Genomic DNA, 23651 nt, shown 5'->3' with positions numbered 1-23651 from the left:
TGGCAGGAGTCCTGCCTGTCTTGTCATCGTTTAGCTGAAGGCATACACACCAGCATCACCCCGCAAATGACAGATAAAATACCCGCCAGTGTGGTTAATGAGAAGCGTTCTCCCCAAAAGCCCAGAGTTACCGCTATGGCCCAGACAATAATATAACTGAGACTGAGTAATGCATAGGCCTTGCTCAGGGGCAGACGTTTCAGAGCCAGAAACCAGCATCCCATCGACAGAGCGTAGCCTGCAAGACCGGCCAGCAGCCATCCGGCGTCAGTCGGATGCCCGGATAACTCACGGATGATGTCCGCGATACCGGCACTGGCAGGGAAACGGCTCATCGCGTATTTCATGGCGACCTGAGCAAAACTGACCAGTAGCACACTACAGATAGCTGGGATATAACCCATCAGACAGCTCCGCTGATTAACACAATGCCGAGAATAATCAGACCTGTACCGCACCAGTGGCGCAGGCCGACAGGCTCACCCCATAGCCAGTATGCTGAAAGAGTTATCCAGATAAAATTCATGCTTAGCATCGGATAAGCAATCCCAACCGGCAGAGAACGTAACACCTGCAACCACAACAGCATAGCCAGCCCCAGGCACACGATAGCTAATCCCAGCCAGCGAATCAGATGGCCGCGACGGGAAGAGCCTGACACGGGGGCGGCAGCCTGTTTCTGACACAGCTGCCCAAGGCAGCTGATCAGGCTGGAAAGTATCAGCAACAACCAGGTCATTTCACCGGGCCGTATTCAACATACAACAGACGTCCCTGCTGATAACTAAAGTCTGGCACCGGGAGCTGTAATTGCTGCAACGCCTGGTTTTTATTTAATTTCAGTACCAGAGATACACCTTTACTGCGATGGGTGGCCAGCCAGTCAGGAAAAGCGCTGCGACTGATCAGCCGTCCCTGACCGTTCGGGTAGGCCAGCCCGTAGGCCATTTCTCCGGACTGATTGTACAGATTAATATCTGATCGTCTGAGCTGCCAGGCAATCCCTGAAGCCAGACCCACGCCATCAGCCAGAATGTAACCACTATTTTCCATACGGTCGCTGACCTTACTCAGAAAATCCTGCGGTTGTTTAGAGTCGCGAATCCGTTCAGGGATGGCATAACCCATCGTGAGAACCAGCACTAACGGGCAAAGTACCGCAACATGCCAGTATTTTTCGGCTTTCATCAGGGTCACCGCACCGATGATGGCCCAGAAAAGAAACGCCAGCATTCCCAGTGTGAAACCCATGACCTCGCCTGGTGCAAATAGTGGGTGCGATGGCAGCAAGCGGCAAACCAGCAAGGCTGCCATTCCCAGCACACCAAACATCAGATTAATCCAGCCGTTAGCCTTAGCGCTGCCCCTGATTTGTTGATATCCACCACAGGCCACATTGGCCAGTAAAATAGCCATCGGCCCGAAGCAGGGCAGGATATAGGTGGGTAATTTCCCTTTGGCGATACTGAAAAACACTAACGGCATAATCACCCACCCTGCCAGGTAAATGGCTCCTGGGTTGATATGGCGTTGCTGCCAGCCATTTTTTAGAGCTGCCGGAAGATAACCGAGCCACGGCAATGTTCCGATCAACAGAATCGGGACGTAATACCAGAAGGGGGCTTTATGCTGGGCATTCGGTTCAGCAAAACGCTGAATATGCTCTATCCAGAAGAAATAGTGCCAGAAATCAGGCTCCCGGGCATTGATTGCCAGCGCCCAGGGTAGGGTAATAATAGTGGCGCTTATCACGGCAAGCGGGCCGTAAATCAGTACTTCCTTCCAGCGGCGGGTCACAATCATCCATGGGATGATACTGATCACCGGTATGGCCAGTGCGAGGAAACCTTTGGTCATCACCCCCATACCGCAGGTGACTCCCAGTAGCAGATAGCCGGCGGCTCTTTTCCCTGAACTCTTTGCTTCGCTGGCCAGCCAGAAAGCAGCCATGGCGGCACTCATCCACAAGGTAATCATCGGGTCCAGTACTGCATAGGTACCAATGCCATAAACCAGCATACAGCTTAAATAGATAACTGCAGCTAACAGCGTTACTTTCCGGTCGCGCCAGATATTGGATGCCAGCCAGCTGACCAGCATGGCACTGACAGAGATGGAGAACACTGAGCCAAAACGAACAGCAAAATTATTATGGCCAAAAAGCCACTGGCTAATATTATTGATCCAGTATCCGGCGATAGGTTTTTCAAAATAGCGCAGACCAAAGAAATGCGGCACTACCCAGTTATCTGTGGCCAGCATCTCACGGCTGATTTCTGCGTAACGGAACTCGTCAGGCTGCCACAGTGCGCGCATATCTAACGGCAGCAGGTAACAGAGTGCAAAAAGGAACAGCAGGATAAAACCGGTTTTTGTCACTTTCATTGGTTCAACGCCGTGTAACAGGAGTTTGACATCCCAGCCAGCCTTCCCGGCCAGGTATCGAATCCCGGGTAACTTTCCCTGCTGGCAGGGAATGATCGGACTCAGGCAGCAACTCACTGAGCGGAACAAATTCAATACCTTCTTCACGCGCCATTGACAGTAGCCGGACGAAATCATTCAGACCAATGATCCCTTCCACTTCCGCATGGATAGTATAAACAGGACTGCCCTGGTCTTTATGCATAGCATCCAGAATAAAACGGTTAAACCCGGAAGCTTCCACCTGACGACCGACAACCTCATCCCAGGTTGGTAAGGTTACCGGAATCTGAACCGTGCCAGATAAGGTCGAGGTCAGTTCCGGAAGAAACGGTGCTGTCCCCCGACAGTCGCTGTTATAGCGGAATTTAAAGGGTTGTTTTGCCCTGACGACCCGTTGGTCAGCCCGCCAGCCAGCGACTGCGGAACAGGTAACTTTGGTACCGATAATGGCTTCCAGTGCCTCTTTTCCGCGTCGAATATCTGCAGTTAACCGGGATTGATCCCAGACCCCGGCCCACATTTGCCAGGCATGGTGGTCCCAGGCGTGTAAGCCGGTTTCATGATGACTTGCAGTACGGCGAATAACTTCTGCATTGCCCGTACCAATGATACGCCCTGGCCAGGCGGTACCGGCCAGTAAAATATTCCAGCCATACAACGAGGGCGCCCCCGAACGCAGCATTTTCCATAAAAATGCCGGTTTAATCAGGCGCCACAGGTGACGCCCCATATTATCCGGTCCGACACTGAAGAATACTGACGCCCGGATACCGGCATTCTCCAGGGCATCCAGAAGTGCTGGCATTCCCTGACGGGTGCCCCGCCAGGTATCAACATCAATGCGCAGGCCGACTTTTTTCATGGATTTTTATCCGACGTAATGACTGTACTCAGGAAAAAATCCAGTGTTTGCTCTACCGTGGTTTCCATTTCGGTCTGTGGTGTCCATCCCAGCAGGCGACGGGCATTACGGATATCGGGTTTACGGTGTTCGACATCCTGGTAGCCTTTACCGTAATAGCTGCTGCTTTCCACTTCCCGGTAACCGGCGAATGGCGGGAAATGGTGACGCAGCGGATGACGTTCAAAGCAGCGATACAACATTTCGGCCAGTTCTCTGATACTGGCTTCATTCTCAGGGTTACCGATATTAATAATCTGGCCATCACACTGACCATTTTTATTTTCTATAATCCGGAATAGTGCTTCGATACCATCACTGATATCGGTGAAACAACGTTTCTGTGCTCCGCCGTCGATCAGTTTGATCGGCGAGCCTTCCACCAGATTCAGGATTAACTGAGTAATCGCGCGGGAACTGCCAATGCGTGCAGAGTTCAGGCTATCCAGTCGTGGCCCCATCCAGTTAAATGGACGGAACAGGGTGAACCTCAGATGTTCTTTTTCACCATAAGCCCAGATCACCCGATCCAATAGCTGTTTGGAGACAGAATAGATCCAGCGCTGTTTGTTGATCGGACCGACCACAAGATTTGAGTTATCTTCATCAAAAGTCTTATCAGTACACATACCATAAACTTCTGAAGTTGAAGGGAAAATAATGCGTTTTTTATGTTTCACACAGCCACGGATTATTTTCAGGTTTTCTTCGAAATCAAGCTCAAAGACCCGTAACGGGTTTCGGGTATATTCGACCGGAGTGGCAATGGCCACCAGGGGTAACACGACATCACATTTTTTGATGTGGTAATCGATCCATTCCGAATGAATGGTGATATCACCTTCAACAAAATGGAATCTGTCATTAGCCAGAAAACGGGATACCGCATCAGATCCGATATCCATGCCATAGATTTCGTAATTATCGTCCTGCAGCAGGCGTTCAGTCAGATGATTACCGATGAAACCATTCACCCCAAGAATAAGTACGCGGGTACGTTTTTTATCGCGGGTCACTGGCATATTGCTTAACATCGCACCTTCCACCAGTCCCAGGGTTTTTGCCAACTCGCTACCCTGCATGTACACACTGTTATCCGTCTGGCCGGTAACCACTTCCAGTGCCCCCTCTGCAGTGGCAATGATTAACGGTGAAGTAGCAAGCACTCTGCCCGGAACCGCAGATGGCAGATCCTGGCGGACACGTGATTTCCAGACAATAAACCGGGTGGTTCCGGAAAAACTGAAGGCTCCTGGCCAGGGTTCACTCACTGCCCGAACCAGATTGTGCAGTTCGTTCGCACTGCGATTCCAGTCCAGACGTCCATCTTCAGGTGTTCTGCGCCCCACATAGGTGGCTTTGGTTTCATCCTGCGGAGTTAACTGCGACTGGCCTTTTTGGATTAAAGGCAACTGTTCGGTTAACAGCTCCCTTGCCGTATGGGTCAGCTTTTTGTGCAGGCGTAAGGCATCATCAGTATCATCAATGGTGACTATATATTGGGCTGCGATGTCGCCGGCATCGGCACGGTGTACCATTTTATGCAGAGTGACGCCGGTTTCGGTTTCACCATTGACCAGTACCCAGTTTAACGGTGCTCGTCCACGATAACGGGGCAGCAATGAACCATGAAGATTGAATGCCCCCTGCGTGGGGATCGACAGGATTTCATCACAGATCAAATCACGATAGTAAAATGAGAAAATAATGTCGGGGGAACTCTGTTTAATCCGCTCTATCCACAGAGGGTGGTTGACGTTTTCCGGCGAAAAAACTTCGATATTATGCTCTGCTGCCAGATGGGCGACCGATCCAAAGAAATGGTTTTCACCAGGATTATCCAGGTGGGTATAAATTGCCGTTATCTGATACCCGGCGTCAATCAATGCTTCAATACCGACGCATCCCATGTCGTGATAAGCAAAGACAATAGCTTTCATTTTGTTTCTTCCTCAGTAGTTGAAGCCGTGGCGTGATTGACAACTCGTTGTACGAAATAGCGCGGACGGGCTCTGACATCACTGTATATCCGGCCGATATACTCGCCCAGTAAACCCATTCCAATAAACTGGGCTCCGATAAAAATAAACAGAATAGCGAACAGGCTAAAGACACCTTCTGCACCCCAGTAAGCACCGTAAATCAGGCGCAGCACCAGTAACAGGAATGCAAACAGAAAGCCTGCGCAGGCAATCAGTGCTCCAATGACACTCAGCATTCTCAGAGGTGTGGTGGTCAGGCAGGTGACAAGGTCATACATCAGGTTAATCAGCCGCATAAAGCTGTATTTTGAGGTACCGTGTTCGCGTTCAGCATGAAGCACCGGAATTTCGGTGGTATGTCTGGCAAATGTATTGGCCAGAATAGGAATAAAAGTGCTTCTCTCCTGGCAATGCAGCATGGCTTCAATAATCGAACGGCGATAGGCCCGCAGCATACAACCGTAATCGCCCATCGCTTTACCGGTGGTACTCTGAATCAACCGATTAATCATTTTTGAAGCAATCTTACGGAACGGGCTGTCCTGTCGGTTCTGCCGGACCGTACCCACTACGTCATAACCTTGTTCGGCAGTGGTGACCAGGCGGGGGATCTCTTCCGGAGGGTTTTGCAAATCAGCATCCAGAGTGACTATCAAATCGCCAGTGACATAGCTGAAACCGGCCATAATTGCAGAATGCTGACCATAATTGCGGTTAAGCAATACTGCCACGACTGAACTGCCAGGTTGTTCTGCTGCAGCGATAATTATCTGTGCAGAGTCATCGCTGCTGCCATCATCTACTAACAAAATTTCATAGGGTCTGTTCAGCAATTCACAGGCGGCAGTGGTTCTGGAAATCAGAAGCGGAAGACTGTCCTGTTCGTTATAAACCGGAATAACGACGGAGACTTTATTTACCAGGTAAGAATTTTGCATTTCAGCTCTCTGCAATCTCATGAATAGCGGCAATGACTCTGCTGCAATCAGCATCAGTCATGTCCGGAAACAGAGGAATGGAACAAATGCGGTCACTGTTCCACTCCGTTGCGGGGAGTTGTAATAACGGGTAGCGCTCACGGTAATACTTCTGGGTATGCACCGCCCGGAAATGCATCCCGGTGCCGATATTTCTTTCTTTCATTTGTTGCATAAACTGATCGCGATTCAGGCCACAACGTTGTTCATCAACACGCAGCACAAACAGGTGCCATGCATGCTGATGTGGCCAGTCAGGAGCTTTCAGTGGCATGAAAGGGGTATCGGCCAGTTCACTAAGGTAACGCTGAGCAATAGCTTCCCGCCGTGTATTTATTTGTGGCAGACGGCTAAGCTGATTCAGGGCTATCGCTGCCTGAATATCGGTCAGGTTGTATTTAAACCCCGGAGTGATGACCTCCGCCTGAGGCTTACGACCCAGCGTTTCACGGTCAAAGGCATCGACACCCAGTCCATGGAACTTCAGGGTACGGATACGGTTAGCCAGTTCTTCATCATTGGTGACAATCATTCCGCCTTCAGCACAGGTGACATTTTTTATAGCATGGAATGAAAAAATGGCGGTCTGATGGAGGCCGACATGCTGACCTTTGTAGTAACATCCCGCCGCGTGAGCAGCATCTTCAATGACCGGAATATTATGTTGCTCTGCGATGCTACAGATGGCATCAAGGTCAGCAGGAGCTCCTGCGAAATGCACCGGGATAATGGCTTTAGTTCTGGGGGTGATTGCTGCCTCAATGGCTTCCGGGGTCACCATCAGTGTATTAGGGTCAATATCGACCATTACGGGTTCGGCACCCAGTAATGCTATCATATTGGCTGTGGAAACCCAGGTGAGGGAAGGGGTAATCACTTCATCTCCCGGGCCAATTCCAAGTGCCATTAATGTCACATGCATCCCACCGGTTGCTGAGCTGACGGCAATAGCGTGACTGGCAGCGGTTAACTGTCGAAATTCGGCTTCCAGTGCCTGATTTTTAGGACCGGTGGTAATCCATCCTGATTGCAGTACATCCCGGATAGCTGATACATCATCTTCATTCAGTGCTGGCCGGGAAAAAGGGAGAAAGTCTGTCATACATTGTCCTGGCATTAAATTTAGTGCTCTCAATAAAATGGTCATGTCGAAACAAATAAATACCCTTTATGGAACGGGATTCTACCCATACACAGATACATCGTCCGTCAACAGGCTGGTATTAATTTAATTCAGGATGAAGAATTTACATTTGTTATGATAGCTAGTGAAGAGAAAAGTTCATGCTGGTGGATGAATTTATTTTATTGTTGAGTATGAAATAAAAACTTAATCTTTCCTTAATAATATCTTAATGGGGGAGGTTAAATGAATAATAAATAAAATCGATGTTTTATTCGATTCCTTAAACCAATCCTCATATTTCATCAGGAACAGGTTGACACTTTATCAGGGTTTATACTTGCCTGCCTGCCTGCCTGCCTGCCTGCCTGCCTGCCTGCCTGCCTGCCTGCCTGCCTGCCTGCCTCTGATGGTCATTCCCGGTTTCTATGTGAGATTCATCGGGAGACAATCCATCCCCGGGGAAACAGGTTAACGGAAGTAAAAAATAATTAACTTAAGTTGCTAATGTCAGCCAGTCGAAACGACACCCCCAATGAACCCGGTAGTCTGCTAGTATTTTTCAGGATTTAGTCGGGTAGAAAAGTATTTGCGAGTATGAATATACAAGGACACATGATTTTTAAATTGTTATTAAATGAAAGCGTTTATGAGGATGCACCCTGGTGAAGATATGCTTTAGGAGAGTATTAAGATAATATTAAATTGGATATCCTGATTCGGGAAATATCTTACCAGTTTAATAATTAAGTCATTTATTTCACATAGTAATCAACAGAAAACCAAAAAAAACAGCCAGAAAAAATTCTGGCTGTGAGTTGACTGCGTTGTACTGAGCGGAAACCAATTATTTTTTGATGCGAATCACCGGTGTTTCACCCGCGACTACCTGTCCGGTCAGTTTAACCAGTTCTTTGATTTCATCCATGTTTGAGATAACAACAGGGGTGAGTGTTGATTTTGCTTTCTCCTCCAGCAGTGGGAGATCGAACTCAATCACGATATCGCCTTTCTTAACTTTTTGTCCTTCAGAAGCGATACGCCTGAAACCTTCGCCTTTCAGTTCGACAGTATCAATCCCAAAGTGGACGAACAGTTCAATACCGTTATCAGACTCGATGGAAAAAGCATGGTTAGTTTCGAAAATTTTACCGATGGTACCATCTACCGGGGCAACCATGGTGCTACCATTCGGTCGGATAGCAACGCCATCGCCGACAATTTTCTCTGCAAAAACCACATCAGGCACATCTTCAATATTTACAATTTCGCCAGACAGAGGGGCAACGATATCAATCGTACCAGAGGTACTTTCTGCTTTGTCGCCAAATAATTTAGAAAACAATCCCATGATCTTCTCCTGAGCAGTAATTTCGGTCTTACGAATAGCAGACTAGCAGAGAGTTTTCTCTTTGATGAATTTGTTCACCAGATTCATCAGGTCTTCTGCTGTAGGCTGTTCCAGTGCCTGTTCTGCTAACGCTTTAGCGTCCCCAAAATTAGTATTGCGAATAATTTTTTTGATACGTGGAATTGAAATGGCACTCATACTGAATTCGTCCAGCCCCATTCCCAGTAATAATAGTGTAGCACGTTCATCACCAGCTAACTCACCACACATCCCTGTCCATTTTCCTTCAGCATGCGAGGCATCAATGACTTGCTTGATAAGACCCAGCACTGAAGGACTCATAGGATTATAGAGATGTGAAATTCTATCATTACCACGATCGACGGCCAGAGTATACTGGGTCAGATCGTTGGTGCCGATACTGAAAAAATCGACTTCTTTAGCAAGATGGCGGGAGATCACTGCAGATGCAGGAGTTTCCACCATAATTCCGATCTCAATACTTTCGTCAAAACTTTTACCTTCGTCACGTAATTGTGACTTAAGCAACTCGATTTCGTTTTTCAAAAAGCGGACTTCTTCGACAGCAATAATCATCGGGAACATAATTCGCAGCTTACCAAAACTTGATGCTCGCAAAATAGCTCTCAACTGTGCATGAAGTATTTCTTTGCGATCCATCGCGATACGGATGGCACGCCAGCCCAGGAACGGGTTATCTTCTTTCGGCAGGTTCATATAAGGCAGGTCTTTATCGCCACCGATATCCATGGTGCGAACAATTACCGCCTGCGATCCCATTGCTTCAGCGACCGCTTTATAAGCAACAAACTGCTCTTCTTCTGACGGCAGGGAATCTCTGTCCATAAACAAAAATTCAGTACGGTATAACCCAACACCCTCTGCGCCATTACGTTCTGCACCCGCAACATCACGTACTGTTCCGATATTGGCACACACTTCAACCTGGTGCCCATCCAGGGTAATGGCCGGAAGGTCTTTCAGTTTGGCCATTTCAGTTTTTTCGCTGAGGTACTGTTCCTGGATGTCTCTCAGTCCACTTACTACATCGGTTGGCGGATTGATATAAATCTGGTTGTTCACTCCGTCCAGTACCAGGAAATCGCCGTTACTGACCTGAGTCGTAATATTGCCGGTGCCTACGATGGCGGGGAGTTCGAGAGAACGAGCCATAATGGAAGTATGTGAGGTTCTGCCACCGAGGTCCGTAATAAATCCCAGTACTTTTTGCAGATTCAGCTGAGCGGTTTCTGAAGGGGTCAGATCTCTGGCGACCAGAATGGATTCTTCGGTAATCGCACTTAAGTCGACGATATGCAGTCCAAGAATGTTCTGTAGCAAACGTTTACCAATATCACGAACATCAGCGGCACGTTCTTTAAGATATTCATCATCCAGTTCTTCGAGCGCAACGGCTTGCCCTTCAATGACAGTATGAACAGCGGCGTCGGCAGATTTATGATCCTTTTTGATGAGATCAATAATTTCCTGCTCGAGTTCCTCATCTTCCAGCAGCATGATATGCCCTTCGAAGATAGCTTCTTTTTCGGCACCAAAAGTTTCACCGGCCTTAGTTTTTATGGCTTCAAGTTGAACGGCGGCTTTACTGCGCCCGTCGAGAAAACGGGTAACTTCTGACTCTACCTGATCATCAGCAATTTTTTTCTGGTTGATGACGATCTCATCTTCTTTCAGCAGTAGTGCTTTGCCAAAAGCGATACCTGGGGATGCGAGAATGCCTGAAATCATAACCTTACCTTTGAGTACGATGGCCAAAAAGAATGACGATGCGCCATTTGCCGTGATGTAGAACAATCTACGGAAAGAATAGCGCGGACAAATTGTCCGCGATCAAGACCTTTACAGAGTTTCAGTTTTATCTGCACTTACTGCTGGCAGAAAAAAGCCTTATTCCAGTTCAGCCATCAGTTTGACTAAATGTTCAACCGCTTGCTGTTCATCTTCTCCTTCGGCTGCGAGAGTGATAACTGTGCCCTGGGTCAGACCCAGAGTCTGCAACTTGAACAGGCTTTTAGCACTGGCTGATTTACCGTTTGACGTGACGGTAATTTCAGACTGAAACGCTTTCGCTTCTTTAACAAACTGCGCTGCAGGACGGGTATGCAAACCGTTAGGAGCTGTGATAGTGACTTCTTGCTGGAACATTTTTATTTCCCCAACGTTATCAGAGTTTATTGATGGCACCAGAGTCGGCGATGAACTGCGCAGAACTCTTGTCATCTGCAATTACATGGTATCCACTGCAGATGGCTGACCAGATTTAACCTCAGAACTTTCCGCAGACTAACGGAAGCTCTGCCAGTCATTATGCCGATGTTTTGAATTATGCCCTATCAGTAATTGTGCTGGTTTTGATCCGCTTCATAACAATGACTAATTATTTTGGGCTTCTAAATAAATAGTAGCGCGATAGCATACCCGCGAATATTAAATCCATCACATGTATAGTAAAAGTGAGATCCAGAGCACAAAAAAAAGCACCACCAGGGTGCTTTAGCATTTATCGTCATTTGACGCCAAATCTGGCAGCTTACTGATTTAATTCTTTCTCAGTAAACAGGTCGGCGAACAATGCCGTGCTCAGGTAGCGTTCACCGGAAGATGGCAGAATGACGACGATATTTTTATCGGAAAATTCGGGTTCCTGTTGTAACTGCAGCGCTGCAGCAACCGCTGCACCGGAAGAAATTCCGGCCAGAATACCTTCAGATTCCATCAACTGGCGGGCCGTCGCAATCGCATCTTCGTTGCTGATAGTCACTACACGATCGACCAACGAGAGATCCAGGTTACCCGGGATAAAACCGGCGCCAATTCCCTGAATTTTATGCGGGCCGGGTTTAATTTCTTCACCAGCCAGCGCCTGGGTAATGACCGGAGAATCGGTGGGTTCAACGGCAACACTGACCAGAGACTTTTTACCTTTGGTGTTCTTCAGATAACGGCTGACGCCAGTCAGAGTGCCGCCGGTGCCCACTCCCGCAATAAACACATCCACTTCACCATCAGTATCTTCCCAGATCTCAGGGCCTGTGGTTTGTTCATGAATTTGCGGGTTTGCCGGATTGCTGAACTGCTGTAGTAATACATATTTTTGGGGATCAGAGGCGACAATTTCTTCCGCTTTGGCAATTGCCCCTTTCATTCCCTGGGCGCCGCCGGTCAGAACCAGATTAGCACCTAAAGCTTTCAGCAGCTTACGGCGCTCGACGGACATGGTTTCCGGCATGGTCAGTGTGAGTTTATATCCGCGGGCTGCGGCGACATAAGCCAGGGCAATCCCGGTATTACCGCTGGTGGGCTCTACCAGTTCTACACCAGGTTTCAGGATACCGCGTTTCTCCGCATCCCAAATCATGTTGGCGCCGATACGACATTTAACGCTAAAGCTTGGATTACGCGATTCAACCTTCGCCAGAATACGCCCGTTACCAATGCGGTTTAATCTGACCAGTGGAGTATGGCCAATGGTTAACGAATTATCTTCGTAAATCTTACTCATAGCTTGTCCTTAACTCTTTGAAATATGGAGAACCCAATGAGAATACGCTTTCTGTCCTGACAGTGAAGTAAAGAAATAGTATATCGTTATGTCAGGGGGCAATAACGCCGCTCGTTTCATGGCTGTGACCGGCGGCTGTCCGCGGCCGATAATGGTCAACCCACATGGCGGTGGCACCACACACTGCAACCGGCATTATCACCAGATTAATCAGTGGAACTAAGGTAAAAATGCTGACCAGCGCACCAAACTGTAAATGTGCTGTTCTGTGCGTCGCGAGCATCCGGCGCATCTGCAGGAACGGTATGCGGTGGTTATCGAACGGATAATCACAATACTGAATGGCCATCATCCAGGCACCAAACAAAAACCATAGCAATGGAGCAAGGGTTTGGCCAATCACCGGAATAAAATGCACCAGTAACAGGACAATGGCCCGTGGTAAGTAATATTTCAGCTTCTGCCATTCGCGTAACATAATACGTGGCACATCTTTAATCAGCCCTTTCCAGCCACCGTCGGGCAGAGGGTGTCCGGTGAGGCGGCCCTCCAGTTGTTCTGCCAGCAGACCGCAAAAGGGGGCTGCTATCCAGTTAGCCAGAGTTGAAAAGAAGTAACCGAATATCAACAGCAGCGACAATATGGCCAATGGCCACAGCAGATAATCCAGCCATTGTAACCAGTGGGGAATGTGTCCCAGTAGTCTTGGGATCCATTGTTCAAGACGCAGGAAAAGCCAGGTAAACGCAGCTCCCATTAATAGGATATTAACCAGCAACGGCACGATGACATAACGACGAATACCCGGCAATGTCGCTAATTGCCACCCCTGACGGAAATAGTGGATTCCATTAAGCTCCGTTGCGGAATTCCTGTTCTGCATAATCGTTCTCTTATTAAGGCCGTGAGTGGGTCATCATAGCGTGGTTTGAGCGACGGGTAAGTAAAGTTTTGTGTGAAAAAGCAGCAGTCACGCGACGGATATCAGAATATTTGTCAGAAAATACTAAGCAGACTTGCACTTGTTGGGCCTGGCAAATACATTTAAGGGTAAAGGTGCCTTTAGCAGGGCAAAGTATTGGAACAACAGAGAATACAATGATGCAGGATTTGCGTCTGATATTAATCGTTGTTGGTGCGGTTGCCATCGTTGCACTTCTCCTTCATGGTCTTTGGACCAACCGCAAGGAGCGGTCTTCGGTTTTCCGTGACCGTCCGCACAAGCGTTTAAAGCAACGTGACAACGATGACCTGAGTAGCGAAGACGACGATATTGTAGATTTTCGTGCCAGCCGTGAAAATCATGAGGAAGATGAGGCACCTGCTTATATTCAGCAGAGGCGGAAGTCTGACGATGTGAACTCACCGGCACCGGCGGCGAAAACTTCATTGCGTCACCGGCAGGAACCTGTTGCTGATCCCTTAATGGATTCAGACCATGGTTATTCTTCTGCGCCAGAGCGCCAGTCTCAGGAGGTTTATCATGAGGAACCACGGGAACCCGAACCAGAACCCGCCGATCGTCATGCCTGGTCTGAGTCGCAGAAAACGCAGGTACAACGGCCACAGCCAGGGGTGACAGAAGTCCCGGAACATTATCGTGCTCCGACACCCACAGCGGCATCGTTGCATCCGGAACAGCCTGATACACATGTTGAGTCACACTCTCCCGTGACCTCATCCAATGAGGAAGAGCCTGAACCGGTGGTCGCAGATGCTCCGGAACAACCGGCAGCTAAAGAAGCTGTACTGGTTCTGCATGTTGCAGCACATACCGGAGGGGAACTGAACGGAGAATCTCTGTTGCAGGCTATTTTGCAGGCAGGTTTTCAGTTTGGTGAAATGAATATTTTCCATCGTCATCTGAATCCCTCTGGTAGCGGCCCGGTACTTTTCAGCCTGGCCAATATGCTGAAGCCCGGATCTTTTGATCCGGAGCAAATGGGGGATTTCACCACTCCGGGTGTCTCTATCTTTATGATGGTTCCATCCTATGGCGATGCACATCAGAACTTTAAACTGATGCTGCAATCCGCACAGCGGATTGCTGATGACGTCGGCGCCGTAGTACTGGATGATGAGCGTCGGATGATGACGCCACAAAAGCTCGAAGTCTACAAATCACGGATCCGGGAAGTGACCGACCAGAATTAATCCCGTTTCCCGGTTATCTCAACCCCCGCTTGTCGGGGGTTTTTTATCTTATGGGGTAGTATGAACGATATCCTGCAGCAGCTTAATGATCTGCGTACCCGGTTGCGTCACCACGAATATCTTTACCATGTGCTGGATGCGCCTGAAATCCCTGACGCTGAATACGATAAACTGATGCAGGCGCTGAAGGCGCTGGAAGAACAACATCCTGATCTCATCACCCGGGATTCCCCGACCCAACGGGTTGGGGCCACACCATTGTCTGCTTTTGAACAGGTGCGGCATGAAGTGCCCATGTTATCCCTCGACAACGTTTTTGATGACGAAGGGTTTCTGGCATTTAATAAACGAGTCATCGACCGGTTAAAGAATGATGCCTCGGTAGAGTATTGCTGTGAGCTAAAACTGGATGGGCTGGCGGTGAGCTTACTGTATGAACAGGGCGAACTGGTTCAGGCAGCCACCCGCGGTGACGGAACTACCGGAGAAAATATCACTGAGAACGTTCGTACCATCCGGGCGATTCCGTTGCGTCTGAGTGGAGAAGATATTCCGGCACGTCTCGAAGTCCGTGGTGAAGTGTTTATGCGGCAGCGTGGATTCGAAAAACTGAACAACGATGCACGTAAAACTGGCGGAAAAGCCTTTGCCAATCCGCGTAATGCAGCCGCTGGTTCACTGCGACAACTCGATCCGAAAATCACCGGAAAACGACCGCTGACTTTCTATTGTTACGGGATTGGGGTGGCGGAAGGCGGGGTTCTGGCTGAAGGGCACTATCAGCGTCTTCAACAGCTGAAAGGCTGGGGATTACCAGTTAATGACCGGGTAACCGTCTGCCAGACGCCGCAGCAGGTACTGGCGTTTTATCATCAGATTAATGAACAACGTGCTGAACTGGGTTTTGATATTGATGGTGTGGTCATTAAGGTGAACTCACTGGCTCTTCAGGAACAGCTCGGTTTTGTTGCCAGGGCTCCACGTTGGGCAACGGCATTTAAATTTCCGGCCCAGGAGCAACTGACCACCGTACGGGATGTGGAATTCCAGGTCGGCCGTACCGGTGCGATTACTCCCGTGGCTCGCCTTGAGCCGGTGCAGGTCGCCGGGGTAATGGTGAGTAATGCCACATTGCATAACGCCGATGAAATTGCCCGGCTGGGGATCCGTATCGGAGATACCGTCGTTATTCGTCGTGCCGGTGATGTTATCCCGCAGATTGTTAATGTGGTGACAGAAGATCGTCCCTCTGACAGTCGGGAAATCCTTTTTCCTGAACATTGCCCGGTATGTGGATCCGATGTCGAACGTGTCGAAGGTGAAGCCGTTACCCGTTGTACGGGAGGGCTTATCTGCGGTGCACAACGTAAAGAAGCACTGAAACACTTTGTATCCCGCAGAGCACTGGATGTGGATGGAATGGGCGATAAAATTATCGATCAACTGGTCGAGAAGGAGTATGTGCATACTCCGGCCGATCTGTTTCGCCTGAGTGCGGGTAAACTGACCGGCCTGGACCGGATGGGGCCAAAATCGGCACAGAATATTGTCGATGCGCTACAAAAATCCAAAACGACCACATTACCACGTTTCCTGTACGCGCTGGGAATTCGTGAGGTAGGTGAGGCTACTGCATTAAGTCTGGCTTCCCATTTTGAAACGTTACCAGCACTGATGGATGCGCCACTGGAATCTCTGACTCAGGTGGCCGATGTTGGACCGGTGGTCGCCAGCCATGTTCGCCACTTTATGGATGAGGAAAGTAACCGTGAAGTCATCCGCCAGTTGGTTGAAGATATTGGTATTCAGTGGCCGGATATGCCATCGCAAAATGCACCAGTGACAGATAACCCGTTTGCCGGTAAAACGGTTGTGCTGACCGGTTCACTCAACCTGATGACCCGGGATGAGGCCAAAGACCGTCTGACAGCGTTAGGGGCAAAAGTCAGTGGTAGTGTTTCGAAAAAAACCGATCTGCTGATTGCCGGTGAGGCTGCCGGTTCTAAGCTGGAGAAGGCGAATGCTCTGGGGATTCAGGTCATTGATGAACTGCAGATGATTGAGTTACTGGGAGGATGATGCTGGACAAGCACAATCTGCTGGAACTGGCGAACACCAGGATGCCGTTTGGTAAATATCAGGGCAGGGTTCTGATTGATTTACCTGAGGAGTATCTTCTGTGGTTTGCCCGTAAGGAGGCATTTCCTGAGGGCCATCTTGGCTCACTGTTGCAACTGGCTCTGGCAATTAAGATCGAAGGTTTGCAGGCACTGGTTGATCCGCTCCGAAAATAATCCCGCCCCCTGCTTCAGGGGGCGTATTGAATATTACTGACTGTCAGTGGTGACTCCTGTTTTCGGTGTATCTCCAAAAACATGATAGTCAGGGAGTGTCACTTGCTGGTATTCCTGCCATCCCCCACCCAGCGATTTATATAAAGCGACCAGGTCGGTTGCTGCCGTCGCCTGAACCTGAACCACCTGCTGTCTGGTTTGTGCTAACTGCCGTTGGGCATCCAGAACATCTATGTAGGTGGTAATGCCTTTCCGGTAACCTTCAGAGGAAAGTGACCAGGCCTGTTGCAACGCGTTTTCTGAAGCCTGTAATGAAATGAGCTGCTGCTGATCGGCCCTGTAACTGACCAGAGCATTTTCTACTTCCTGTAATGCTGTCAGCACTGTCTGGCGGTAACTGAGCGCTGCATTAGCTTGCTGAGCTCTGGCCAGTCGAACATTAGAGACCAGTTGACCGCCCTGGAAAATAGGCAGTGAGATACCCGGACCAATACTGTAGAAATGACTGCTCCAGTTATCCAGATAGCTGGCATCGGTATTACGTACCCCCAGTTGCCCGGTAAGAGAGATACTCGGGAACAGCTGAGCGACCGATACACCGATATTCGCTGTCTGAGCATGAAGTGTCGCCTCAGCCTGACGAATATCAGGGCGGCGGCGGGCCAGTTCCGAAGGAACTCCCACTGACACGACATTCGGCAGGGCAGGTAGCGGACGCACCGTTTGGAGTTCATTATCCAGTGCTCCCGGCGTTTTTCCGAGCAGAACCGCCAGCCCATTCATTGCCTGAGCAATCTGAGACTGATAGCCAGGAAGTTGTGCCTGTAATGAAGTGACGCTGGCGGTCGCATTCTCCAGATTGGCCGCTGGCGCCAACCCGTTTTCTAACTGGCTGGCAGTAAGTTGGGCGGTCTGCTGTGCAATGGATATCTGTTGTTCTGTCACCTGCGTTATGGCCTGTGCGGCACGTAATTGCAAATAGGTACGGGCGACTTCAGCTTCCAGTGAGACCATCGCATCATTACGTTGTTCGATAGCGGCCTGTTGTTCCGCTACAGCCATTTCCCTCGTACGGCGGACTTTGCCCCACAGATCCAGTTCCCAGCTGGCATCGAACCCGCCCTGGTAAAAATTAACACGACCGGTAGCCTTATTGACCAGACTGGTTTCATCGTCAGTCAGGTTGTCATAGACATGGTGGGATTTTAGTATGCCTTTCAGTCCCGGCTGTTGAAGAGCATAGCTGGCCTGGGCGTTGAGCGACGGCATCAGTGCTCCTGTGGCCTGAGCAACCTGCTCACGTGCTCCGGCGATACGTAATACGGCCTGTTGCAGGGTCAGATTGCCGGCAATAGCCCGGCTGATCAGGCTATCTAATTGCGGATCTTTGAAATTACTCCACCAGTTCACTGCAGGATCTACCGCCAACGGGCGGGATTGCTGATTAGAGGCCATATCATGCCACTGAGACGGCAGTTTATTGGCCGGGGGACTGAAGTCAGGCCCGACGCTACAGCCGGCCAGTAACAGGCTGATAAACAGTACACCGAACCGGTAACTGACAGGTTGCATAGTAAATTCCTTCATTTTAATGGCCTCCGGCACTGCCTTCGCTCTTGACCGGGGAGAGCAACAGACAGAATGGAATCATTACCAGCCCGATAAGGCAAAGCCCGGAGAAAACATCAACATAGGCCAGAAAACGCGCCTGGCTTATCATTTGTTTATACAGTTGCCCCATTGCCACTGAACCGGCATCCCCGGCAATACTGGTAAAGTTTTTAACAGCGTCAGTCATCTGGGTAACTGCCTGATTAAACGGCTGATCAAGGGTACTCATATGGACCGATAAGTCAGCGGACCGGGCTTGCTGGCGCTCCGTAATGGCTGCAGTGGATAGCGAAATACCTATCGAACCCGCTACGTTTCTGAACATCGTGAACAGTGCCGAAGCATCACCATTCAGACGTTGAGGTATGGTGATAAAGGCAATAGTCGTCAGCGGCACAAACAGGAACCCAAGACCTATCGACTGAAAACTGCGCATAAATACCAATGCTCCAAAATCAAGGTCCGGAGTCAGGTGAAGGGCCGAGAAATAGAACGAAGCAGTCAGACACATAAAACCAAACATAATGATAAAACGTGTCTGCACTACCGGCATCAGTCGGAGAACCAGAGGAATGGTCAGAATAATACAGATGGCTCCGGGGGTAAGTACCAGTCCGGCCAGTGTGGCGGTGTAGCCGAGATCCTGCTGGGCCAGTTGCGGAATGACCACCGAACTACCATAAAGAATGAAGGCCATGCCCGCCATCAACAGACCAGACACCCAGAAATTCCGGTCACGCATCACCAGAATATCTACGACGGGTTTTTTTGCGTACATTAACCAGTAAATCGCGCCGACAATACCAATTGCCGCGAGTGTTGCGAACAAAATGATGAAGTTTGAATTAAACCAGTCTTCATCTTCTCCGCGGTCAAGGAATACCTGCAGGCAACCAAGCCCTAAAGTGATCAGGCTGATCCCGATATAATCGACTTTCATTCGCCCAGCCGATTTTTTCTCCCACGGCGGATCTTCCAGCAACTGGTAAATCGCCAGTGCAGTCATAATGCCAACAGGTATGTTAATAAAAAAGATCCAGCGCCAGCTATAGTTATCAGTGATCCAGCCACCCAGTGTCGGGCCAATCACCGGAGCGACAATAATCGCGATGGAAGATAAACCAAACGCTTTACCACGGTCCTTTTTACTAAAATAATCGAGTAGTACAGATTGTTGAACTGGCTGGAGACCTCCACCAAAAAATCCCTGTAGAATGCGGAACAGAATTAACTGCCACAGTTCTGTAGCAATACCGCACAGGAATGAGCACAAAGTAAACATGACAATACACAGCAGGAAGTAATTTTTCCTGCCAAAGTAGCGGCTCAGAAAGGCCGAAATAGGCAGTACAATACCGTTTGCCACGAGGTACGACGTCAGAACCCAGGTAGACTCATCATAACTTGAAGAGAGTGACCCTGCGACATGAGGCAGGGCGACGTTGACGATAGTGGTATCCAGCACTTCCATAAAAACCGCCAGCGTCACCGTCAGGGCGACCAGCCAGGGGTTACTGGACGGCCTCCAGCTCTCTGAGGCACTCATTTCACTGTGACCTCTGGTTCAACGGATAATCCCAGCGGCAACGGATGGTTCGGGTCCAGTCCCTTATCAATCACAATTTTAACAGGCACACGCTGGACAATTTTTACAAAGTTACCGGTGGCATTTTCTGCAGGGAAGGCTGAGAAATGCGAGCCTGATCCCATCTGAATACTGTCTACATGCCCTTCAAGTTTCAGGTCAGGATAGGCGTCAACGCTGATGCTGACGTGATCCCCCGGCTTCATATACTCGAGTTGTGATTCTTTGAAGTTGGCGGTGACCCAGATGTTCGGTGATACCAGTGAGAACAGAGAACTTCCGGCCTGAACCAGACTGCCCAACTCGATATTACGCTTGGTAATATATCCACTATAGGGGGCAGTCACCCTGGTATAGGAAAGATTCAGATTCGCAGTTTCCAGTTGAGCCTCTGCCTGACTCACTTGCTGTTGACGGGCTTCAACATTAGTTTCCTGCTGACGAATCTGTAAAGCAACCTGAGATGCGATTTCTACCTGAGCGGTAGCATTCTGATATTCAGCCTGAGCTGAGCGCCACTGAGCGGTAGCACTGTCGATATTGCTCTGAGTCGTCGCTTTTGGATCAACCCCATGTTGACGGCGATAAGCGGCTTGCGCATTTTGTAACTGAGCACGGGCCTGGGCCTGGCGCGCTAATGCCTGATCTCGCTGGGCAGGGTACTGAACTTTTGACAGCGCCAGCTGAGCTTCTGCCTGATGAAGTTGAGCGATTGCCAGCCCAAGCTGCGCCTGCGCCTGCGCCCGTTGAGCAGTGGCATCTTGCGGATCAATTACTGCCAGCAAATCACCTTTATTGACTCTCTGGTTATCATTGACCAGTAACCGGACGATATATCCGGAAGTTTTAGGTGAAATAATGGCAGCATTACCGTCAGTAAATGCGTCATCTGTAGTTTCCAGACCGCGGTTCATCAGCCAGTAAACAATGGCTGTAATCACGACAATGATGACAATAATGACCAGAATGATGAGGGGTTTTTTGCCCGGTCGCTTACGTTCTTCTTCTGCTTCAGTACCTTTAGCCTGAGTTTGTTCGGCGTGCGCAGAAGATTCTTCCGATGACTGCTGTGAGTCATCCTCATGTGTCTGTTGATTCATATCTGTTCCTGCCATTAAAGGTGAAGGTACAACCCGTTGAGTGCTCAGTTAGTTTTTTTGGTATGGATGATCCGGGCTGATGTATTGCCATAACAATCATTTAATCATTGTCATAAGCTTCAGAAAAATCAACAGGAAGAAATGTCGTGTGCGTGACAATCTGTTAGGTATAGTGACGAGAGAGCCGGGGAATAACAGAGATCAGGGTTGCTGAGACAGCACTGGTGCTGCCTCAGACGGGTGTCTACTGACTTTCAGAAGCTTTAGCGGTAACGGATGGTTGCTGCTGATTTTTTTTCTGATAACGCTGAGCAATATAGGAGCACGTCATCAACTGAACCTGATGAAATACCATCAGAGGCAGCACAATGATACCGACGGCACTGGCCGGGAATAAAATATTGGCCATAGGCACACCGTTGGCCAGACTCTTTTTTGAGCCACAAAACAGGATAGTGATTTCATCAGGGCGGCTAAAACCACAAGCGCGGGCAACGATGACGTTGATCAACAGTACTATCGATAACAGCAACAAGCTACCGGCAATAATCCACAGCAATGTGCTGACTCCGACCCGGTGCCAGATACCATTGACTACAGCTTCACTGAAGGCAGAATAAACAACCAGCAGTATCGATGTCTGGTCGGTTTTACCAATCAGACTACGGTGTTTTTCGACCCATCCGGCAATCCAGCGTCGTGAAAAATGGCCGATCAGGAATGGTACCAGCAGTTGCAGCATGATTTTTCCAATCTGCTCCAGACCATTACCAGGCATGCTGCTATGAACATTCATCACCAGATTAACCAGCAGCGGAGAGATAAACACTCCCAGCAGGCTCGACGCTGAGGCACTACACACAGCGGCGGCGACATTTCCTCCCGCCAGTGAAGTAAATGCAATGGACGACTGCACGGTTGCCGGCAGAATGCACAGATAAATAAAACCGGTATAGATTTCCGGAGATACATCGACCGGATGCCACCATACCAACAGCAAACCGAGGATCGGGAACATGACAAATGTACTGAATAAGATCCACAGATGAAGCCGCCAGTGGCTGCTGCCGGCGATAATTTTATCACGGGATAGTTTGGCGCCATGCATAAAGAATAGCAGGGCAATGGCGGCAGTGGTCAGCCATTCGAAAAAAGGAACAAAAATCCCTTTTGCTGGCAGAAAGGTGGCAAGCAGTACAGTAATAATCAGTTTGATCATCATCGGATCGAGACGAAAGATGCCCATCGGTAGTTTCCGGTCTGAAAAAAAAAAGATTGTGCTGGATCAGGGCTTAGAAATAAAATTGATTTATTAAATCTATATATGAATTTAATGCATGAATTATACCTTACGTCAGTTAAGAGTGTTTGCCGCCGTAGCCAGTCAGCGCAGTTTTAGCCTGGCAGGACAGGTTATTGGTTTGAGTCAGTCTGCGGTCAGTCACAGTATTAAAGAACTGGAAGCTGAGATAGGAGTGAAACTTCTGGACAGAACCACGCGGGAAGTCGTGCTGACTCATGCGGGACAGCGGCTTGCTTCACGTCTGACGGTGCAACTTGAGGAACTTAACAGCACGCTACTGGAGTTACGACGTTATGGCGGAAATCGTAGCGGTACCGTGAGGCTGGCTGCCAGTCAGACTATTTCAGCGCGGCTAATGCCATTATGTCTGGCTGAGGCCCAGATCTGTTATCCGGAAATTCGTCTGATGTTGCAGGACAGTGTTCAGCAATCAGTGCTACACAGTGTGCTCAATGCGACGGTAGATTTTGGTATTGTCATTGAGCCACAGGTCGGGGAGTTTGAGTCACAGCCAGTATTGTATGACCCCTTTCTGCTGCTCTGCCGTCAGGATGATCCGCTAAATCGGGTGGAAAGAGTGGAATGGCAGCATCTGCAAGGCCGGCGTATGGTTTTGCAGGATTATGCTTCGGGTAGCCGCGCGTTGGTGGATCGTATTTTCCAGCAACAACAGGTGACTCCGGAAGTCATTCAGCAGGTGGGTCACCCCGTTACCCTCTATCCTATGGTGGAGGCCGGTATTGGTATCAGCATTTTACCGGGTCTGGCGTTACCCCTACCTTCCGGCAGCGCATTACAGGTGCGGCGTATTTATCCTGAAGAGCACCGTACGTTAATGCTAATCCGCAGGAAGAACCGTTCTCTGAGTCCGGCGGCAGAAGCTATCTGGCAACTGGTCAGCGATCAGGCAAAACTTTTAAGCCAGCAAAGCAGGCTGTTACCGGACAGGTAATCCGTGGCGAGAAATAAGTGCGGAGCAGCAGTCAGTGACGTGATTATCTGTAATACTGAGACGGGGATTAAACTTTTGTCTGAGATTGAGATAAGCGATGAACCAGAAAATGAATGATGATTTGCCCGTTTACCGGTTACTGACGGGGCCTGATGGTGCAGGTTTCTGCCGCAGAGTCAGTGAGGTACTGAATAAAGATTATCAGCGGTATGGTTCACCCCGGTCACTTATGACCCGGAGAAGAAAACAGTCATTGCAGCACAGGCAGTGATCCGTATTACAGATAGCAGAGCATTCCTTAACCTGCCGGAGTGATTTTCTCTGTGATGCAGGAAATTCCTTTTACC

At 49.3% G+C, this 23651-nt stretch carries 21 protein-coding genes; 5 read left to right on the top strand and 16 right to left on the bottom strand.

Going from position 1 to position 23651, the window contains the following annotated elements; all coding sequences use genetic code 11:
- Positions 1 to 23: 23 nt before the first annotated feature.
- The 12 genes from arnF to cysZ form a co-directional block, all read right to left on the bottom strand.
- Positions 24 to 404, bottom strand: a complete 381-nt coding sequence (gene arnF / locus B3Z23_RS02295; RefSeq protein ID WP_294901031.1) for a 4-amino-4-deoxy-L-arabinose-phosphoundecaprenol flippase subunit ArnF — start codon at positions 402 to 404, stop codon at positions 24 to 26.
- On the bottom strand, positions 404 to 739 hold the full coding sequence (arnE, locus tag B3Z23_RS02290) for a 4-amino-4-deoxy-L-arabinose-phosphoundecaprenol flippase subunit ArnE (RefSeq protein ID WP_294901028.1): 336 nt from the start codon (positions 737 to 739) through the stop codon (positions 404 to 406). The genes arnF and arnE overlap by 1 nt, the downstream gene beginning before the upstream one ends.
- The gene (arnT, locus tag B3Z23_RS02285; RefSeq protein WP_294901025.1) at positions 736 to 2385 is read right to left on the bottom strand and encodes a lipid IV(A) 4-amino-4-deoxy-L-arabinosyltransferase; all 1650 of its coding nucleotides are present in this window, start codon (positions 2383 to 2385) and stop codon (positions 736 to 738) included. Before arnT ends, arnE begins: the two co-directional genes overlap by 4 nt.
- A gap of 4 nt (positions 2386 to 2389) precedes the next feature.
- Positions 2390 to 3289 carry a 4-deoxy-4-formamido-L-arabinose-phosphoundecaprenol deformylase gene (gene arnD, locus B3Z23_RS02280; RefSeq protein WP_294901022.1) on the bottom strand — a complete coding sequence of 300 codons (900 nt, stop codon included), beginning with the start codon at positions 3287 to 3289 and terminating at the stop codon, positions 2390 to 2392.
- A complete protein-coding gene (gene arnA / locus B3Z23_RS02275; RefSeq protein WP_294901019.1) occupies positions 3286 to 5268 on the bottom strand; it encodes a bifunctional UDP-4-amino-4-deoxy-L-arabinose formyltransferase/UDP-glucuronic acid oxidase ArnA in 1983 nt (660 codons plus the stop codon). The genes arnD and arnA overlap by 4 nt, the downstream gene beginning before the upstream one ends.
- Positions 5265 to 6248, bottom strand: coding sequence for an undecaprenyl-phosphate 4-deoxy-4-formamido-L-arabinose transferase (gene arnC / locus B3Z23_RS02270; RefSeq protein ID WP_294901016.1), 984 nt, complete (start codon positions 6246 to 6248; stop codon positions 5265 to 5267). The genes arnA and arnC overlap by 4 nt, the downstream gene beginning before the upstream one ends.
- A 1-nt stretch (position 6249) precedes the next feature.
- Positions 6250 to 7389, bottom strand: a complete 1140-nt coding sequence (gene arnB / locus B3Z23_RS02265; RefSeq protein WP_294901013.1) for a UDP-4-amino-4-deoxy-L-arabinose aminotransferase — start codon at positions 7387 to 7389, stop codon at positions 6250 to 6252.
- Between the two features lie 868 nt (positions 7390 to 8257).
- Positions 8258 to 8761 carry a PTS glucose transporter subunit IIA gene (gene crr / locus B3Z23_RS02260; protein WP_294901010.1) on the bottom strand — a complete coding sequence of 168 codons (504 nt, stop codon included), beginning with the start codon at positions 8759 to 8761 and terminating at the stop codon, positions 8258 to 8260.
- Between the two features lie 42 nt (positions 8762 to 8803).
- Positions 8804 to 10531 carry a phosphoenolpyruvate-protein phosphotransferase PtsI gene (gene ptsI, locus B3Z23_RS02255; protein ID WP_414716448.1) on the bottom strand — a complete coding sequence of 576 codons (1728 nt, stop codon included), beginning with the start codon at positions 10529 to 10531 and terminating at the stop codon, positions 8804 to 8806.
- 159 nt (positions 10532 to 10690) lie between these two features.
- Entirely contained in the window at positions 10691 to 10948 is a 258-nt protein-coding gene (gene ptsH, locus B3Z23_RS02250; RefSeq protein ID WP_038022729.1) for a phosphocarrier protein Hpr, read from the bottom strand.
- A 385-nt stretch (positions 10949 to 11333) separates the two neighbouring features.
- On the bottom strand, positions 11334 to 12305 hold the full coding sequence (gene cysK / locus B3Z23_RS02245; RefSeq protein ID WP_294901005.1) for a cysteine synthase A: 972 nt from the start codon (positions 12303 to 12305) through the stop codon (positions 11334 to 11336).
- A gap of 91 nt (positions 12306 to 12396) precedes the next feature.
- Complete coding sequence (gene cysZ, locus B3Z23_RS02240; protein WP_294901002.1) at positions 12397 to 13188, bottom strand: sulfate transporter CysZ; 792 nt, start codon at positions 13186 to 13188, stop codon at positions 12397 to 12399.
- 215 nt (positions 13189 to 13403) lie between these two features.
- Between cysZ and zipA the strand changes: the two genes are divergently transcribed.
- From zipA to B3Z23_RS02225, 3 genes are read left to right on the top strand one after another with little or no spacing between them, the layout of a single operon-like run.
- On the top strand, positions 13404 to 14459 hold the full coding sequence (gene zipA / locus B3Z23_RS02235; RefSeq protein ID WP_294900999.1) for a cell division protein ZipA: 1056 nt from the start codon (positions 13404 to 13406) through the stop codon (positions 14457 to 14459).
- Between the two features lie 60 nt (positions 14460 to 14519).
- On the top strand, positions 14520 to 16538 hold the full coding sequence (gene ligA, locus B3Z23_RS02230) for an NAD-dependent DNA ligase LigA (RefSeq protein WP_294900996.1): 2019 nt from the start codon (positions 14520 to 14522) through the stop codon (positions 16536 to 16538).
- A gap of 2 nt (positions 16539 to 16540) precedes the next feature.
- Positions 16541 to 16753 carry a DUF3820 family protein gene (locus tag B3Z23_RS02225; RefSeq protein ID WP_294901085.1) on the top strand — a complete coding sequence of 71 codons (213 nt, stop codon included), beginning with the start codon at positions 16541 to 16543 and terminating at the stop codon, positions 16751 to 16753.
- A gap of 33 nt (positions 16754 to 16786) precedes the next feature.
- Here B3Z23_RS02225 and B3Z23_RS02220 read toward each other — a convergent pair whose 3' ends face one another.
- The 4 genes from B3Z23_RS02220 to B3Z23_RS02205 all read right to left on the bottom strand — a co-directional run bounded on the left by B3Z23_RS02220 (position 16787) and on the right by B3Z23_RS02205 (position 22295).
- Entirely contained in the window at positions 16787 to 18340 is a 1554-nt protein-coding gene (locus B3Z23_RS02220; protein ID WP_294900993.1) for an efflux transporter outer membrane subunit, read from the bottom strand.
- A 1-nt stretch (position 18341) separates the two neighbouring features.
- Positions 18342 to 19910 carry a DHA2 family efflux MFS transporter permease subunit gene (locus B3Z23_RS02215; protein WP_294900990.1) on the bottom strand — a complete coding sequence of 523 codons (1569 nt, stop codon included), beginning with the start codon at positions 19908 to 19910 and terminating at the stop codon, positions 18342 to 18344.
- Positions 19907 to 21049, bottom strand: a complete 1143-nt coding sequence (locus tag B3Z23_RS02210; protein WP_294900987.1) for an HlyD family secretion protein — start codon at positions 21047 to 21049, stop codon at positions 19907 to 19909. The genes B3Z23_RS02215 and B3Z23_RS02210 overlap by 4 nt, the downstream gene beginning before the upstream one ends.
- A gap of 244 nt (positions 21050 to 21293) precedes the next feature.
- A complete protein-coding gene (locus B3Z23_RS02205) occupies positions 21294 to 22295 on the bottom strand; it encodes a bile acid:sodium symporter family protein (RefSeq protein WP_294900983.1) in 1002 nt (333 codons plus the stop codon).
- Positions 22296 to 22386: 91 nt separating this feature from the next.
- On the opposite strand from B3Z23_RS02205, the gene B3Z23_RS02200 reads away from it, so the two are divergent.
- Together B3Z23_RS02200 and B3Z23_RS02195 are read left to right on the top strand one after the other, a co-directional pair.
- The gene (locus B3Z23_RS02200) at positions 22387 to 23304 is read left to right on the top strand and encodes a LysR family transcriptional regulator (protein ID WP_294900980.1); all 918 of its coding nucleotides are present in this window, start codon (positions 22387 to 22389) and stop codon (positions 23302 to 23304) included.
- Between the two features lie 97 nt (positions 23305 to 23401).
- Positions 23402 to 23575, top strand: a complete 174-nt coding sequence (locus B3Z23_RS02195) for a DUF1737 domain-containing protein (RefSeq protein WP_349677199.1) — start codon at positions 23402 to 23404, stop codon at positions 23573 to 23575.
- Positions 23576 to 23651 lie beyond the last annotated feature (76 nt).

Source organism: Tatumella sp. UBA2305 (assembly GCF_002345795.1).
Taxonomy (GTDB): domain Bacteria; phylum Pseudomonadota; class Gammaproteobacteria; order Enterobacterales; family Enterobacteriaceae; genus Tatumella; species Tatumella morbirosei.
Note: the sequence above shows the minus strand (reverse complement) of the source record. Positions and strands in the feature narration are given on the sequence as shown.

Excerpts from the sequence above, each read along its gene's own strand:
- B3Z23_RS02195 (WP_349677199.1), top strand. The coding sequence starts at position 23,402 with ATGAACCAGAAAATGAATGATGATTTGCCCGTTTACCGGTTACTGACG.
- arnE (WP_294901028.1), bottom strand. The coding sequence starts at position 739 with ATGACCTGGTTGTTGCTGATACTTTCCAGCCTGATCAGCTGCCTTGGG.
- ligA (WP_294900996.1), top strand. The coding sequence starts at position 14,520 with ATGAACGATATCCTGCAGCAGCTTAATGATCTGCGTACCCGGTTGCGT.
- cysZ (WP_294901002.1), bottom strand. The coding sequence starts at position 13,188 with ATGCAGAACAGGAATTCCGCAACGGAGCTTAATGGAATCCACTATTTC.
- B3Z23_RS02200 (WP_294900980.1), top strand. The coding sequence starts at position 22,387 with ATGAATTATACCTTACGTCAGTTAAGAGTGTTTGCCGCCGTAGCCAGT.
- crr (WP_294901010.1), bottom strand. The coding sequence starts at position 8,761 with ATGGGATTGTTTTCTAAATTATTTGGCGACAAAGCAGAAAGTACCTCT.
- B3Z23_RS02215 (WP_294900990.1), bottom strand. The coding sequence starts at position 19,910 with ATGAGTGCCTCAGAGAGCTGGAGGCCGTCCAGTAACCCCTGGCTGGTC.
- arnF (WP_294901031.1), bottom strand. The coding sequence starts at position 404 with ATGGGTTATATCCCAGCTATCTGTAGTGTGCTACTGGTCAGTTTTGCT.
- arnA (WP_294901019.1), bottom strand. The coding sequence starts at position 5,268 with ATGAAAGCTATTGTCTTTGCTTATCACGACATGGGATGCGTCGGTATT.
- zipA (WP_294900999.1), top strand. The coding sequence starts at position 13,404 with ATGATGCAGGATTTGCGTCTGATATTAATCGTTGTTGGTGCGGTTGCC.
- ptsI (WP_414716448.1), bottom strand. The coding sequence starts at position 10,531 with ATGATTTCAGGCATTCTCGCATCCCCAGGTATCGCTTTTGGCAAAGCA.
- B3Z23_RS02220 (WP_294900993.1), bottom strand. The coding sequence starts at position 18,340 with ATGAAGGAATTTACTATGCAACCTGTCAGTTACCGGTTCGGTGTACTG.
- B3Z23_RS02210 (WP_294900987.1), bottom strand. The coding sequence starts at position 21,049 with ATGAATCAACAGACACATGAGGATGACTCACAGCAGTCATCGGAAGAA.
- arnC (WP_294901016.1), bottom strand. The coding sequence starts at position 6,248 with ATGCAAAATTCTTACCTGGTAAATAAAGTCTCCGTCGTTATTCCGGTT.
- arnT (WP_294901025.1), bottom strand. The coding sequence starts at position 2,385 with ATGAAAGTGACAAAAACCGGTTTTATCCTGCTGTTCCTTTTTGCACTC.
- arnD (WP_294901022.1), bottom strand. The coding sequence starts at position 3,289 with ATGAAAAAAGTCGGCCTGCGCATTGATGTTGATACCTGGCGGGGCACC.
- arnB (WP_294901013.1), bottom strand. The coding sequence starts at position 7,389 with ATGACAGACTTTCTCCCTTTTTCCCGGCCAGCACTGAATGAAGATGAT.
- ptsH (WP_038022729.1), bottom strand. The coding sequence starts at position 10,948 with ATGTTCCAGCAAGAAGTCACTATCACAGCTCCTAACGGTTTGCATACC.
- cysK (WP_294901005.1), bottom strand. The coding sequence starts at position 12,305 with ATGAGTAAGATTTACGAAGATAATTCGTTAACCATTGGCCATACTCCA.
- B3Z23_RS02205 (WP_294900983.1), bottom strand. The coding sequence starts at position 22,295 with ATGGGCATCTTTCGTCTCGATCCGATGATGATCAAACTGATTATTACT.